The sequence below is a fragment of the Staphylococcus sp. HMSC035D11 genome (genome assembly GCF_001836075.1).
Classification (GTDB): Bacteria; Bacillota; Bacilli; order Staphylococcales; family Staphylococcaceae; genus Staphylococcus; species Staphylococcus hominis.
Genome location: NZ_KV827285.1, coordinates 42,897 through 57,940 on the forward strand (window position 1 = coordinate 42,897; position 15,044 = coordinate 57,940).

The window sequence follows — 15,044 nt, forward strand, 5'->3', positions numbered from 1 at the left end:
TAATCGTATGCTGTAACCATTGAAATTTTTGTACCATTTTGCTTCATTTCCATAAGTTTTGACAAATTTTTCATTATTTTATCGATCTCCTATAACATTATCTCAATAATATCACGTATAATTATATGTAATATTTTAAAGAAAGGAAAGTTATAAATGCGTATTGCGATTATTGGACCAGGCGCTGTAGGTACGACGATTGCCTACGAATTACAACAAGTATTACCTTATATCACATTACTTGGAAGAACAAATAAGTCCATTTACTTTCAACCTGCAAATCAACATGTCATTGTTAAAGATATTAAGTCTATGACTAACTCCTTCGATGTGATTATCGTGGCAGTCAAAACGCATCAACTTGAATCTTTAGTTCCAGACTTAAACCGTCTTACTCATGATGAGACAACGATTATCTTAGCTCAAAATGGATATGGTTTGCGTTCAACTTTACCATTTAAACATGTCTACCAAGCTGTGGTCTATATTAGTGGACAGAAAAAAGACGATGAAGTGACCCATTTCAGAGATTCCCGTTTGCATATTCAGCATGATCATCGGACTGAACAACTTAAACGCTATTTAGAATATACTAAAATAGAACTTATATTAGAAGATCACATAGAAACAACGATTTGGTATAAATTACTTGTCAATCTTGGTATTAATTCGATTACTGCTTTAGGTGGCAACACTGCACAAATTTTAAAAATTTCAGAAGTCTATCAATTATGCACACGCTTATTAGAAGAAGGTAAACAAGTCGCTATGGCAGAAGGTATTACATTACCCGACACGATTGTTGAAGATATTATGCATATCTATGCTGGTTATCCAGATCATATGGGGACAAGTATGTATTATGATGTTATAAATCATCAGCCCCTTGAAGTAGAAGCAATTCAAGGTTTTATTTACCGTAAGGCTAGAACACATCACCTCTCTACGCCATCGTTAGATACAGTTTATGCATTATTACGGTCTCACCATTCTTTATCCATTCAATATTAATGTTAAAATCAATGTTTAACTATTAATATTTTGTCAAATTATATAGTAACAAACTCTATTACAAGCTATATCATTATTTTTGAAAATTTTTTCACTTTAATAAAAGGGAGATATATCTTTGGATAAAGCAACACGTATACTTAATATTTTGACATTATTATTAAATGGTCATGTTGTCACTCAAGAAGACTTAGATCGCTTTACAAATGTCAGCAAAAAATCTATTCAACGTGATATTAATACAATTAATACATTTTTTTATGAAAGTCATTTTTGGAGAAGCAATCATACTAAAATTGTCTATAATTATCAATTAGGTGGTTATGAACTCACCCATGATACTACGAACAAACAAAGTCTTGGTGTACTAAGTTTACTCATTAAGTTACAAAGTCTCACACCTATTCTTCATTACGATATTTACAAATTTTTCTTACATGCGCTGTCGTCTGTCAGAATAGAAGATAAACATATTTTGATGACGATGTTACATCAATTCAAAGTACGTGATGATTTACTTCCTGGAAAACGATTAATGGATCTTCAAAAAGCCATCGTCAATAAACATAGAGTGCGTATTGAAGTAGATCATAACAAAATGACTATTAAACCGTTATCTATTTTGTATATGCATTATGATTATTGGTTTACTTACGAATTTCAACATAAAATACATACCGTTTCTTTGAAATCGATACAATCCTTACACGTTCTAGATACAAAATTTTCTAAAGACTTCGCGAATAATGCAGTATTATTTGAAATGAGTACAACCATTTGGAATCAATTTAAACAACAATTTTCAATTAAAGAGATTGTTTCACGTAATGAAGACACCATTTTGGCATGGGTAAATTGCACACGGTTTGATGCTTATTACATTGCTTATCAACTTGCTCCTTTAGCAAAAATTATTGCTCCGGAATCATATATCGATAGTTTTATTGAGCGTTTAGATGAAATTAAACGTACTTACACAGAAAACAACAGCTGACCATTAAAATCAGCTGTTGCTTTTTATTAATCAATTGGATCTCCATGTTCATCATATTTTGTCACTATGCCGTCAGAAGTAACGATATATGAGCCAACTAAATCTCCATTTTTATCTAAAATTGAGAATCCCCAATCTCCGTTTTCATCTTGTTCTGGTTCTTTATATGTGTACGTATCTGTATCTAATTGATGACCTTCATAATCTTCTACCTTATCAATGACATTTGCACGTGTCACTTTTTCAGTAGATGAAGATTCGTCAGAAGATGTATTGTCAGAATCAGTATTTAACGATGTTTGACTTCCTGCAAATACTATTTGTTTTGCTATTTCTTCATAATCAGAATTATTATATTTATCATATAATGTACTTACATCCAATTCTTTACCGTTATCTCTTAATTGTTGATAGTTTGCATCGTATTGTGTACCTGCTACGAGTACTTTATCGTTACTTACTCCAATAACTGTTACAAAAGCTCCTCTCGAAGGAGATGCGCTGTAAAATACCATTCCAGATGGTGAACCATTAATAGGATAATCCATAGAAGCTAGTTTGTATGTATCAATATTTTTATGAATTTTACTCACATTTCCTTGTTCAAGATAACTATGATTTCTTAATTCATTTGCGTTAATAGCATAATCTGACACTGAAGGATCATTTAAAGCTAACGCTACTTTTTCAGCTTGAGATAAGTTGTCGACATTACTATTTGTTTTATTTTCTTGTTGATTGTTATCATTTGAACTTTTATTACTATCTTGTTGGGTATTATTGTTATCATTATCTGAAGTGTTTTTATTTGATGATTGGTTACTTTGTGATGTCGTATGTTCTGATTTTTCACTAGAATTATTGAGCCCAATCATATCTCCTAAATCACAACCTGCAAGTAAAGTTGTCGCCGTTATAGCGCCGATAGCTAAGTAATGTTTCTTCATTTGTTTCGCTCCTTTTAAAATAAAAAAATATATACCTTAACTTACAATATTAAACAGACACTGTATGTCGTTATGAAAAAGTACACACTTCATTATCTAAAGCATGTACTTTTTATATTAATTACTTAATATGTTGACGTACGAAACGACCAGCATATCCTTTAAACGATTCGCCACCAGACATTTCTTGTTTAGCATAAGCATCCGTTGAACCACCCATTAAGTTATATCCATATGTTCTTAAGCCATACATTTTTGTAAATGTACTATTTAACATTGGTGAGCCTGAAGCACCTGATCTAAAAATATCTTTCGTTTGAATCTCTGTACCATTTGTTGAGAATTGAGTTACACGAAGTTTATTAAAATACGCTTTTGTGTTGTCGTTATATTGCCATGGATATCCTAATGAATAAAGTGGCGAATTGAATTTCAATTGTTTAATCTCTGAATCCGTTGCAATTTTAACTGGTTTCACATATTTAGACATATTTTGTTTTGTGTGAACCACTGCAATATCATATTGTGGTACTTTAATCACTTCTGTTGCTTGGAAAACATATGGCATACGACTTCCATCACGATTCATTTGAAATTTAATATATTTCGGAGCCGCTGCACGACCATATTGATCATCGATAACATGTGCATTGGTTACAAATGTATGTGCCCCAATCACTGTTCCTGTTCCCATAGAATCTTGCTTTCTTACAGATGCATCGCGAGAGCCTTTTTTCCAGCCATTTAAATTAGATACACGGCCAATCGCCTTTAAATTATTTTGTGAGGCATTTGGATAGTGTTGGATTGAAATACTGCTGTTACTAATTTTTTTCGCTTTTAAATACGCTTGATATGATCCTCTTTGTATCCCGTCATAATAATAGTTGGTTTCTACAGCTTTAGCCTCTTGATGTTGGGCAGAATATCCTAGTACACTGGCACCAATAACGACACTCGCTACTAATGATTTACCAAATTTAGATTTTAGCATTAATTTGTCCCCTGCTTTCTTCCATTTAAAAATGAATTGGTTTTATGTTTAAAATAAAATATGTACATCAATATTATAAAACAAACAAAGGACAGTATGCGTCTTTTTTATAAAACAATTTATTTTTAACTTTAATGTACATTTATAAATTATTTACATAAAAAATATTTTTCTTTACAAACTTCAAAATATATAGTATAGTATTAAAGTAAAATTATGGAGGGATACTCAAGCCTGGCTTAAGAGGCTAACCATTTTATGGTTAGTAGGAGCTTTTAGCTCGCGTTGGTTCAAATCCTTCTCCCTCCGCTATCTAAGAAACCTAAGATTAAATTCTTAGGTTTCTTTTTATTTCATATTTTATATATAAAACACTCTTATTTATTTTTCCCATTTATAAGAGTACAATAGTTAAGTTGCGAAATGACGATACACCATATTCATATATCGGAGTGAAAAAAATGGACTTTTGGTCATCTAAAAAAGGAAAAATGCTAGAAATATCAATACTTGGCATACTAACTATCTTCGGCATTGGTTCACAATATTTTTCAAATTTGGCTTATAGTTTAAATCAAGGTATTTTACAAACATCATTTGGTATAGGTTCTCAATATCTCATTATACCTTCTGTGATTGCTAACTTTGCCTTTGCACTTGGCGTGCCACTTGGACATACATTGACACACAAATTCGGGTTTAGACGTAATTTTTTATTCTTTGTAACTCTATTTTTAATCGGCTCGATTATTGGGCTTTTTTCCTTCGACTTAATTATTTTATCTATTGCTAAAGGGTTACAAAGTTTAAGTACCGGCGTCTTATTCTTCACACTTTTACCAAAACTCTTTCTCAATTTCCCTAAACAATACCGCAATGTATTCTTATTAATGGTTATTGTAGGTTTATTTGGCGCAAATGCATTGGGAGGTCTATCAGGTAGTCTATCTTTAGAATTAGATCGTTGGCATTGGATCTTTATTATTAATATTATTTCAGCTATCTTATGTCTTATTTTAGGTTCAATATTCTTAACAAAAGAAGAATATCAACATTCTGAACCTATTCATATTAGTCGTCCTATGATTATTTCATTAGTTCTTAGTACGATTGCTCTTACGCTACCGATGGGGATGCTTACACAAAAAGGGTACGGGTCTCTCTGGGTCTGGCCTATCCTAATTATAGCAATTTTATTCATTGTAAATTTTGTAGTTTTTAATCACGAAGCAAAACATCCATTTGTTCACTTTAAAACGTTATTAACAAAGAAACCACTTGTTGGTGCAACAATGGCTATATCTTCACATTTAGCCTTATTATGTGGTATTGCAGGAATTAATGTGTATATAATTAGAATCTTAAAATTACCTTTCACTATATCTTTACATTTTTATTTATTCTTTTTCATAGGTGTCATTGTGACAGGATTTATTAAAATGTTTATCTATAGTGCAGTGGGAGCTGGTGTTTTAGGCACATTAGGCTCATCAGCATTACTTTATGTCAGTGTTCATTGGATGATTTTACATGATATTGTAAATATTCATTTACTTTATATTCAAGGTTTCCTACTTGGTTTTGGTGCAAGTATGACACTTGTAAGTGGTGCTATGGCAACATTATTAGATGGCGATTTACTTCAAGCTGGTCAGCGTTCTCAAACGATGCACACAATACGTAACTACGCGGCAGCATTTCTTGTTCCAGTGATTGCCTATCTGATTAAATATAATATTCAAAAAGGAACACAATCTGTTTATACAGAAAATATTACAAACACTTCAATTTATATTAAGCGTATAAAAGATATTGCTATTGATGCTGATCATAAAGTATTTCTACTAATGATTATTTTCAATTCGATTATGTTAGTATCATCGATTATCCAAATGTCTCTTGGAAAAGGGAGACGTATTACACCACCTCGTTCGCCTAAAAACCCCGAGTTACATTTGAATATACACAAGTAATGATTTTTAAGGAACAGTTTACTTTATTAGGATTTCGCTCCTTAGTTTACGATGTTATTACACATTTCAAGTTCATATATCCTTAAAATGTACATTTACTCTATGTAATTGTGACAGATTATTGACAACGCTTTCATATAGCGTTACTATCTATTTACATTCAATAGACAACGTTGATGGTTGAATCTCGTATGTAGCTCTGTTCTACATACGACAATTTTTCGCCATATTTGTAAACGCTTTCTAAATTGTCTGTTAAGAAAGGATGGTTACTTTGGAAAATATTAAAGCGATATTTAGTAAACTTTTCGGATTTATTCCACGTTCAATAATTAATATTTTTATTTAATCTATATATTTTATAACAAAAAACAATTAATAGAGGTGCTATTTATGAAAAAAAGTGAAAACAGATACAGTATTCGTAAATTCAGTGTGGGTGCATCATCCATTTTAGTAGCGACATTGCTATTTATGGGAGGCGGTGCTGCACAGGCAGCAGAAACACATCAGGAAGTGGGAAATCCTGAATCAGCTGTAGCACAATCTATTGGGGATCATAAAAAACAATCTGATAATCAAGAAACACAACAAGACAATGTTCAATCTGACGAACAAGCTACTTCTACATCTCAATCAGTAACTAATGAAAATGAAGCACAACGCTTACATAATGAAAACAAAGCTTCAACTCAAGTTAAAGATAGCACTGATCAATTAAATACTAATGAAGGAACAATTGAACATAACCTAACTGATCAAACTATTAAACATCAATCAAATCAATCTGAAGACGCATTAACTAAAGAAACTCCTTCAGATGAATCACAATCATCTTCAACAAAAGAGAGCAAAGCGTTTTCTGAGCAATCTCAAAATAATACTAAAGACACAATTCAAAAAGACACAATCACTTCAGATAAAAAAGATAACACAACTGAAACGTCAACTACTAAAAATCAATCTCACTCTTCAGAAAACGTGACAAATGAAAGTCCGACAGAAGAGAAAACAACAACTCATGACCATTCAACAACTCAAACAACGACTGCTGAAACCAACACATCATCTACAAAAGACAATACTTCAAAAACAACTGACAGTCATTCAACAAAAACATCTCAGTCAACACCTCTAACAGAGAGTAAAGAATTAACACCATCAAAAACTCAACAAGATTCAAATGTAAATCAAGATGCAATAAAAAATAATGACGTAGAGGCGCCGTCTACTGGAAAAACAAATGATACTGTAGACACAACTGAAACACAACAAACAGTGACAGCTAAACAACCAACAGATTCTACTACACCTACAGAGAATACTTTAAACACTAAAGATGAAGCGATCTCAATTGATGGTACAACAAATGAAACTATTGGAAATAAAGATGCTAAAGATCAAAAAAATTCACAAGCCGGCATAGAGACATTAGCTAACAATGGAGTAGCAACAACAAATAATACATCTCAACAACAAGGTACAACAGAAACAAAAGATCAAACTAATAAAGTTGCTAAACAAGGTCAATACAAAAACCAAGACCCAATTATTCTTGTTCATGGTTTTAATGGATTTACAGATGATATTAATCCTAATGTTTTATCACATTATTGGGGTGGCGATAAATTAAACATTCGTCAAGACTTAGAACAAAATGGTTATAACGCTTATGAAGCAAGTATCAGTGCGTTTGGTAGTAACTATGATCGTGCTGTTGAACTTTATTACTATATTAAAGGTGGTACTGTAGATTATGGTGCTGCACATGCAGAAAGATATGGTCATGAACGCTATGGTAAAACATACGAAGGTGTTTATAAAGATTGGCAACCTGGTCAAAAAGTGCATCTAGTTGGTCATAGTATGGGAGGCCAAACTGTTCGTCAATTAGAAGAATTATTAAGAAATGGTAGTCAAGAAGAAATTGAATACCAAAAAGAACACGGAGGCGACATTTCTCCATTATTCCAAGGTAATCATGATAATATGGTTTCTTCAATCACAACACTAGGCACACCACATAATGGTACACATGCCTCTGATAAAATAGGTAATGAAGCCATCGTTCGTCAAATCGCCTTTGATTTAGGTAAGCGACTAGGCAATAAAAACTCTCGAGTAGACTTCGGTCTGTCTCAATGGGGTCTAAAACAACAACCTGATGAATCTTATTTATCATACCTTTCACGTACTAAAACATCTAAGTTATGGCAAACGAAAGATAATGCTCTATACGATTTAACACGTGATGGTGCGACAGATCTTAACCGCAAAACATCACTTAATCCAAATATCGTTTATAAAACATACACAGGCGAAGCAACACACTCTACATTATTTGGTAAACATAAAGCAGATTACAATCTCTTCTTACCATTCACAGTGACAGCAAATCTGATTGGTAAAGCCACTGAAAAAGAATGGAGAGAAAATGATGGTCTTGTATCTGTGATTTCATCTCAACATCCTTTCAATCAAGCTTATACGGAAGCAACAGATACAAATCAAAAAGGCATTTGGCAAGTAACGCCTACTAAACACGACTGGGATCATGTCGATTTTGTAGGTCAAGATAGTACAGATACAAAACGCACGCGAGAAGAACTACAGCAGTTTTGGTATGATTTAGCTGATGATTTAGTTCAAACAGAAGCGCTAACGTCAACTAACGAAGCTTAATATCATTTTTATGGAAAGGTGGTTGTCTAATGTCTGGTGATTTCTTTCAATTACTTGGTTCTTTCTTCAGAATAGTTAAAGCATTATTTTTCTAATTTAATATAAATAAAAGCACCTCCAAATGAGATGAAGACATTTTCACTCGTTAGGAAGTGCTTTTTATTATGTAAAATTTAGAAGAAAATGATGTTATAAAGTGTGGTAAGTTTTTCAATCTAGTTAGGTGAATGTACATCTACATTATTATCGTTTGACGAGAATGCTTCTTCATTTGCTGAAAGGATTACTTTTTTTGCGTGATTTGATTCTTTGACTTCATGACGTAATTCACTGTTCAAGCCTAATAAATTATTGGCTTGAGTTTCTTCACTATTGTAATCTTCCAATCCATTCACAATTTCAGTTGCTAAATATTCACATGCATCTTGATTTTCAACTTCAACTTTTTCATTAATTATTGATCCAATGACTTCAATTAAGTCACATTTTTGAATTTGAATATCAATCATTTTTTCTACTCCCTTAAACTGTCATTAAACCTTTTGCTAGGCTTTCTAGTTTATTACCCTGTTTCGAGAAAAAATACACAAAATCGTCACTGTCGAAAAACTCTATGCATGATTGAGTCCATTTTATTACTCATCATTGCTTTTAGGAATAAATACCTTCGCTTCACTATCATCAGGATAGTAAAAACCATTAGGTACAGTTTGAAGTTCGATTAAGCTTCCCCATGGCGCTCGAATATAAACGGTTTTATTATTCTCTGTATCCTCATATTTTGTATTAGAATGTGGTTCAGATAATGGCTCTCCTCCTACCTGTTTCACACGCTCTAATACATGGTCAAATGCGTCACTTTCAATATAAAAAGAAATATGTGTAAAACCTATATCTTGTAGTGATTGTGGTTCATGTTGTTGCGCGTGTTGGAATTCAAACATTTCAATATTAGGACCACAACCAAACACCATCATGCGTTTATGAATAATTAAAGCTCCTTTTTCTAGCCCTAAGATATGCTCGACATATTCGCCACCTCTTGGCTCATCTTTTTTAGTTTGACTATCATATGCAATTTTTCCATCTAGTCCCTGTTTAAAAAAAGCAGTGGCTTCTTCAATACTAGGAACCGTAAGACCGATATGATTAATACCTCGATTCATCATATCTCCTCCTTAATCAAAAGGTGCAAGACAGAATTCATTTTGAATTTGTCGTTCACCTCAGTAACGTATCTTCAACTTGCATTGGACGTAGACTTTCTTATTGAAAGTCTGTATGTTGGACGCCGAGACTACAATTGAAAAAAATTTGGAACAAACGCATGTTCAATTCAATCATCGACTGCCAATATATTAAAAAAGCCTAAGACAACTCATTATGTCTCAGGCTTTTTCAAAAACTCATTCATTATTTTCTATCGAAATATCTGTAACGTTTGAATGCGTCAAGGATAGCTTGTGGTTCGCTAGAGACTACAACACCAGGCGCATCTAAATCAATACGATTGCTTTGTAATACATTTTTCGCTTCTTCAGTGATTACAACAGGTTTTTTATGATTATAACTCATTTCAGCAAAGTCAATAGCAGTCGGTAACATCTCTTTACCATCTGAAAGAACGATTACACTATCAAATACTGTTGAACTTGCTGTGCTATAAGTTTCAGTAATACCAATTTCATCATCATTAAGATTTTTAGCTGTTTGTCCAACAAATGCATAGTTTAAGTCGTTGTTAACAAATACTTCTGCATATGATTTTAATGTTTCAGCGCTAATATCACCATTTACAAGCACTGCTACAGAGTGTCCTTTTAATGGAATATCAAATTTTTCTAATGTTAATTGGCTATCTTTAGCATCTGATTGCACTTCTTCATTTTCTGCTGGAACTTCTACGCCTACATTGTTTGCTACGTATTCAGCTAATTTACGATCAACTTTATTAATTTGATTAACAGCATTTTGTTTTACTTCTGGTGATTTACATTTACCAATTTCAAATGAAAAGGCATCGGCTAAATGTTGTTGTTCTGCTTCAGTTAAGCTGTTTTTATATAATTTAGCTTGAGTATAGTAATCTTTGAAGCTATCACTACGTTGACGTACTTTATAACCTTCTACTTTTTCATGATAATGCTCGAAACCACCTTGTTCTTTAGGTGTTGTATGAGGGTTATTATTGTTCAAGCCATTTTTATGGTAGGCTGTTTGACCTTGATGAATATATGATTGATGCATTGCATCACGTTGATTATTATGAACTTCTGCAACTGGGCGGTTAATAGGAATTTGGTTAAAGTTTGGTCCGCCAAGACGAGAAATTTGTGTATCTGTGTAAGAGAATAAACGACCTTGTAATAATGGGTCATTAGAGAAATCAATACCTGGAACGATATGCGCAGGGTGGAACGCAACTTGTTCAGTTTCTGCAAAAACGTTATCTACATTACGGTTCAATGTCATTTTACCTACGATTTTCACAGGTACTTGATCTTCTGGCCATAATTTAGTTGGATCTAAAATATCAAAATCAAAGTCAAATTCTTGTTCAGGTTTGATAATTTGTAAGCCTAATTCCCATTCAGGATAGTCACCTTTATCAATTGATTCATATAAATCTTTACGATGGAAATCAATGTCTTTACCATGTAAGATTTGTGCTTCATCCCATACTAAGCTTTCTAAACCTTGTTTAGGTTTCCAGTGGAATTTAACAAAGTAAGATTGACCTTCTTTATTTACAAGTCTAAATGTGTGTACACCAAAACCTTCTTGTTGACGGAAGTTTTTAGGAATACCTCTATCACTCATTGCCCAGAATACTGCGTGCATAGATTCAGGATTTTGACCAATGAAATCCCAGAATGTATCGTGTGCTGAACCACCTTGTGGCATTTCATTATGTGGCTCTGGTTTTAATGCATGTACAAAGTCAGGGAATTTAATTGCATCTTGAATAAAGAATACAGGCGCGTTGTTACCTACTAAATCGAAGTTACCTTCATCAGTATAGAATTTAGTAGCAAAACCACGAATGTCACGTACTGTATCTGGAGATCCTTTAGAACCTTGTACAGTAGAGAAACGCACAAAGACAGGTGTTGTTTTTTCAGGGTGTGTTAAGAAATCCGCACTTGTATATTCACTTAAATCTTCATACACTTGGAATTCACCATGTGCCCCAAATCCACGAGCATGTACCACACGTTCAGGAATACGTTCATGGTCGAAGTGCATCATTTTTTCACGGAAGTGGAAGTCTTCTAGTAAAGTCGGACCTCTATCCCCTACTGTAAGTGAATGTTCATCTTCACTTACTTTCATACCACTATTTGTAGTCATTGCTGTACCATCATTATTTTTTCTTAACTCATCTAATTGTTGTTGTTTTTTGTTTTTGTTTGATTGATCCATACTTATCTCTCCTAGATATAGATTGGTATCGTAAATACATTGTTATGTACATTGTTTCCTTATTACGGAATACAGTTAGTTATTCCCATTTATAAAAGAATTAATCATTTTAAAGAAAAAATATATTCCCATAAATTTTTATTTAAAGAACTTTCTTTTATAATCGTTTATGGAAATATATTTTTTGATATTTTATATTAAACTTTAATTATTGATAATCTACTACCTTATCAACTGGCATTCTATATGATGTATGAGGTTCTTTTTCTTTCTTACCAATCGCAACGATTAACACTGGAACGTAACGTTCTAAATCATATCCGAATGCTTCGCCAATTTTGTCATGCTCAAAACCACCGATAGGGTTCGTATCATAGCCATATTGTTTTGCAACTAACATTAATTGCATCGCAGCTAAACTACTATCCACTTTTACGATGTCACTCATAACTTCACGTGAACTATTTTTGTAAGTATCCATTACAAAAGGTAATATTTGGTCTTTTACTTCTTGAGGCATATGTCCTTCTTCAACTGCTTTGTTATAGATGAATTCGCCTTCCTCATAACATTGTAAATCACCAAAAATAACAATCATCGCTGAAGATGTATCATTTTGTGATGTATTAAATCGAATTAACGGGCGTAATTTTGCTTTCGCTTCATCACTTTCTACAACAACAAAACGCCATGGCTGCATATTCACTGATGAAGGTGCTTTTGTTGCCTTGCTAATGATTTCATTCATTTCGTCATGTGGAATTTTATAATTTGGATCAAATCCTTTAACAGATTTTCTACTTTCTAATATTTCGTTAAAATCGTTCATTCATTTCCCTACTTTCATATTTTAATTACGTAACTTAGATTATTAAATAAATTGAAAATAAAGAGAAGTAATTTGCTTATAGATTTAAAAAGATACTCAATTTAATACATTATTAACTATATTTAATAATGTATTAACACTTATCTATTAAACTATTATTTGATTAACATTAACTAAATAGGGTATTCTTAAACTTAACAAATTAAATAATTTGAAGTTTTAAAAAATTATTTATGTTATAACAAAGGGTATTGGATTCAGTCATAAAGTTTCAGTCATAAGGTTACTCAGGAAAGGGAAGAAAATTATGGCAGAAGATAAACTGCAAAGAGAATTGAGTAATAGACATATTCAACTTATCGCTATTGGTGGCGCAATTGGCACAGGACTGTTCCTTGGATCAGGTGAATCTGTACATTTAGCCGGACCGTCTATTTTATTGACTTATGTTATTGTCGGTTTTGTATTATTTATGTTTATGAGAGCAATGGGAGAAATCCTCTTATCAAATTTAGGATTCAAATCATTTGGGGATATTGCCCATCATTATATTGGACCAATTGCTGGATTTATGGTCGGATGGACGTATTGGTTAACTTGGATTATTTCAGGCATGGCAGAAGTGACAGCAGTTGCTAAATATGTTTCATATTGGTATCCAACAGTACCAAACTGGCTAACAGCGGCATTTACTATCTTAGTATTAGTCGCTTTGAACTTATTCAGTGCAAAGCTATTTGGAGAGTTAGAATTCTGGCTGTCAATTATTAAAGTGATAACAATTGTAGCCTTAATCATTGTTGGTATTGTGATGATTGTGCTTGGAATGAAAACCTCTTATGGGCAAGCAAGCGTAACGAACCTTTGGTCTAGAGGTGGATTTTTCCCGAATGGTATTCAAGGGTTCTTGATGGCTTTCCAAATGGCTATCTTTTCATTTATTGGTATTGAGTTAATTGGAATTACAGCTGGAGAAACTAAAAACCCACACAAAACGATTCCTCAAGCAATTAACAATGTACCTGCGCGTATTTTAATTTTCTATATTGGCTCATTAGCAGTGATCATGTCTGTAGTACCTTGGGATAAACTAAACCCAGCAGACAGTCCATATGTTAAATTATTCGGATTAATTGGTATTCCATTTGCTGCAGGAATTATCAATTTCGTTGTGTTAACTGCAGCCGCATCATCATGTAATAGTGGTATTTTCGCAAATAGTCGTACAATGTTCGGTTTAGCAGGTCGTAAACAAGGCCCACCATTCTTGCATAAAACAAATAAACATGGTGTACCTCACTATGCTATTTTAGTCACATGCGGCTTATTAAGTATTTCAGTTATTTTAAATGCAATATTTAAAGATGCAACAAAAGTGTTCGTGCAAATTACGATATTTTCAACAGTATTGAACATTTTAATTTGGACACTGATCATGATTGCCTATCTAAATTATGTCAAACGTAATCCTGAATTACACAAAGATAGTAAGTTCAAAATGCCTGGCGGAAAATATATGGCATTTGCGATTCTAGCTTTCTTCGCATTTATCTTTATTATCTTATTAATTAACAGTTCAACTAGAATTGGAGTATTATTTATACCCGTATGGGCAATTATTCTTTGGATTATGTATCAAAAATATAAAAAAGAATCAGACAAAGCGAAAGTTAAAATGGAATAATATAAAGAACATTTTAGACTTCCTCCTAATGGAGGAAGTCTTTTTCAAGATATCTATTAAATAAGCTTAATTATAGTTTCTCTGTATTTATATTTAAATGATCTTTTAACATATGGCTTTCATATTCTTTTCTAAACACGCCACGCGCTTGAAGAACTGGAATGACTAAATCAATAAATTTTTCAAATGCGTTTGGATATGTTGGTGACATTAACATAAAACCATCGCACGCTTCTTTTTCAAACCATTCAATCATTTCATCCGCTACTTGTTCCGGTGTCCCCACTATCGTTTTATGTCCTACCCAAGTACCAAATCGATCTAATACATCGCGTAAGGTAAGGTGTTCGGTCATAACAGCACGCTGTACCGCTTCATACACAGATTTTACAACTTTTTTCTCTAATGCATCATAAGGTGGTAATGATGGCACGACTTCATCTAGTGTCCACTCACTTATATCTAGACCAATGGCTTTAGATAATTGTTTCTTGCGTTTTTCAAGTG

Annotated in this window: 11 protein-coding genes, 1 tRNA gene and 1 pseudogene; 6 read left to right on the forward strand and 7 right to left on the reverse strand. The window is 32.9% G+C overall.

The window, feature by feature from the left end; genetic code table 11:
- Nucleotides 1–156: 156 nt before the first annotated feature.
- On the forward strand, nt 157–1,011 hold the full coding sequence (locus HMPREF2647_RS10145) for an oxidoreductase (RefSeq protein WP_070860031.1): 855 nt from the start codon (nt 157–159) through the stop codon (nt 1,009–1,011).
- A gap of 118 nt (nt 1,012–1,129) precedes the next feature.
- Complete coding sequence (locus HMPREF2647_RS10150) at nt 1,130–2,005, forward strand: HTH domain-containing protein (RefSeq protein WP_049419884.1); 876 nt, start codon at nt 1,130–1,132, stop codon at nt 2,003–2,005.
- 26 nt (nt 2,006–2,031) lie between these two features.
- Here HMPREF2647_RS10150 and HMPREF2647_RS10155 read toward each other — a convergent pair whose 3' ends face one another.
- Together HMPREF2647_RS10155 and HMPREF2647_RS10160 are read right to left on the reverse strand one after the other, a co-directional pair.
- Nucleotides 2,032–2,952: a hypothetical protein gene (locus tag HMPREF2647_RS10155; RefSeq protein ID WP_070548108.1), complete on the reverse strand. Its 921-nt coding sequence runs from the start codon at nt 2,950–2,952 to the stop codon at nt 2,032–2,034.
- Between the two features lie 121 nt (nt 2,953–3,073).
- Nucleotides 3,074–3,946 carry a trypsin-like serine peptidase gene (locus tag HMPREF2647_RS10160; RefSeq protein WP_070860033.1) on the reverse strand — a complete coding sequence of 291 codons (873 nt, stop codon included), beginning with the start codon at nt 3,944–3,946 and terminating at the stop codon, nt 3,074–3,076.
- 218 nt (nt 3,947–4,164) lie between these two features.
- Between HMPREF2647_RS10160 and HMPREF2647_RS10165 the strand changes: the two genes are divergently transcribed.
- The 3 genes from HMPREF2647_RS10165 to lip all read left to right on the forward strand — a co-directional run bounded on the left by HMPREF2647_RS10165 (nt 4,165) and on the right by lip (nt 8,601).
- Nucleotides 4,165–4,255 (forward strand) — tRNA-Lys (locus HMPREF2647_RS10165).
- Between the two features lie 152 nt (nt 4,256–4,407).
- Complete coding sequence (locus HMPREF2647_RS10170; protein ID WP_017174736.1) at nt 4,408–5,919, forward strand: MFS transporter; 1,512 nt, start codon at nt 4,408–4,410, stop codon at nt 5,917–5,919.
- 393 nt (nt 5,920–6,312) lie between these two features.
- Nucleotides 6,313–8,601 carry a YSIRK-targeted triacylglycerol lipase gene (gene lip / locus HMPREF2647_RS10175; RefSeq protein ID WP_070860035.1) on the forward strand — a complete coding sequence of 763 codons (2,289 nt, stop codon included), beginning with the start codon at nt 6,313–6,315 and terminating at the stop codon, nt 8,599–8,601.
- Between the two features lie 215 nt (nt 8,602–8,816).
- Here lip and HMPREF2647_RS10180 read toward each other — a convergent pair whose 3' ends face one another.
- From HMPREF2647_RS10180 to HMPREF2647_RS10195, 4 genes are all read right to left on the reverse strand, one after another.
- Entirely contained in the window at nt 8,817–9,110 is a 294-nt protein-coding gene (locus HMPREF2647_RS10180; RefSeq protein ID WP_019835036.1) for a hypothetical protein, read from the reverse strand.
- 126 nt (nt 9,111–9,236) lie between these two features.
- The gene (locus HMPREF2647_RS10185) at nt 9,237–9,770 is read right to left on the reverse strand and encodes a VOC family protein (RefSeq protein ID WP_070860037.1); all 534 of its coding nucleotides are present in this window, start codon (nt 9,768–9,770) and stop codon (nt 9,237–9,239) included.
- Nucleotides 9,771–10,014: 244 nt separating this feature from the next.
- A complete protein-coding gene (locus HMPREF2647_RS10190) occupies nt 10,015–12,024 on the reverse strand; it encodes a catalase (protein WP_048680502.1) in 2,010 nt (669 codons plus the stop codon).
- 208 nt (nt 12,025–12,232) lie between these two features.
- Complete coding sequence (locus HMPREF2647_RS10195) at nt 12,233–12,853, reverse strand: nitroreductase family protein (protein ID WP_017174732.1); 621 nt, start codon at nt 12,851–12,853, stop codon at nt 12,233–12,235.
- A gap of 307 nt (nt 12,854–13,160) precedes the next feature.
- On the opposite strand from HMPREF2647_RS10195, the gene HMPREF2647_RS10200 reads away from it, so the two are divergent.
- A complete protein-coding gene (locus HMPREF2647_RS10200; RefSeq protein ID WP_070813082.1) occupies nt 13,161–14,537 on the forward strand; it encodes an amino acid permease in 1,377 nt (458 codons plus the stop codon).
- 70 nt (nt 14,538–14,607) lie between these two features.
- Here the strand turns inward: HMPREF2647_RS10200 and HMPREF2647_RS10205 are convergent.
- A pseudogene (locus HMPREF2647_RS10205) lies at nt 14,608–15,044 on the reverse strand (LLM class flavin-dependent oxidoreductase); the annotation flags it as partial.

Coding starts and splice junctions, on each gene's coding strand:
- HMPREF2647_RS10185 (WP_070860037.1), bottom strand. CDS start 9,770: ATGATGAATCGAGGTATTAATCATATCGGTCTTACGGTTCCTAGTATT.
- HMPREF2647_RS10170 (WP_017174736.1), top strand. CDS start 4,408: ATGGACTTTTGGTCATCTAAAAAAGGAAAAATGCTAGAAATATCAATA.
- HMPREF2647_RS10190 (WP_048680502.1), bottom strand. CDS start 12,024: ATGGATCAATCAAACAAAAACAAAAAACAACAACAATTAGATGAGTTA.
- HMPREF2647_RS10200 (WP_070813082.1), top strand. CDS start 13,161: ATGGCAGAAGATAAACTGCAAAGAGAATTGAGTAATAGACATATTCAA.
- HMPREF2647_RS10145 (WP_070860031.1), top strand. CDS start 157: ATGCGTATTGCGATTATTGGACCAGGCGCTGTAGGTACGACGATTGCC.
- HMPREF2647_RS10195 (WP_017174732.1), bottom strand. CDS start 12,853: ATGAACGATTTTAACGAAATATTAGAAAGTAGAAAATCTGTTAAAGGA.
- HMPREF2647_RS10155 (WP_070548108.1), bottom strand. CDS start 2,952: ATGAAGAAACATTACTTAGCTATCGGCGCTATAACGGCGACAACTTTA.
- HMPREF2647_RS10160 (WP_070860033.1), bottom strand. CDS start 3,946: ATGCTAAAATCTAAATTTGGTAAATCATTAGTAGCGAGTGTCGTTATT.
- lip (WP_070860035.1), top strand. CDS start 6,313: ATGAAAAAAAGTGAAAACAGATACAGTATTCGTAAATTCAGTGTGGGT.
- HMPREF2647_RS10180 (WP_019835036.1), bottom strand. CDS start 9,110: ATGATTGATATTCAAATTCAAAAATGTGACTTAATTGAAGTCATTGGA.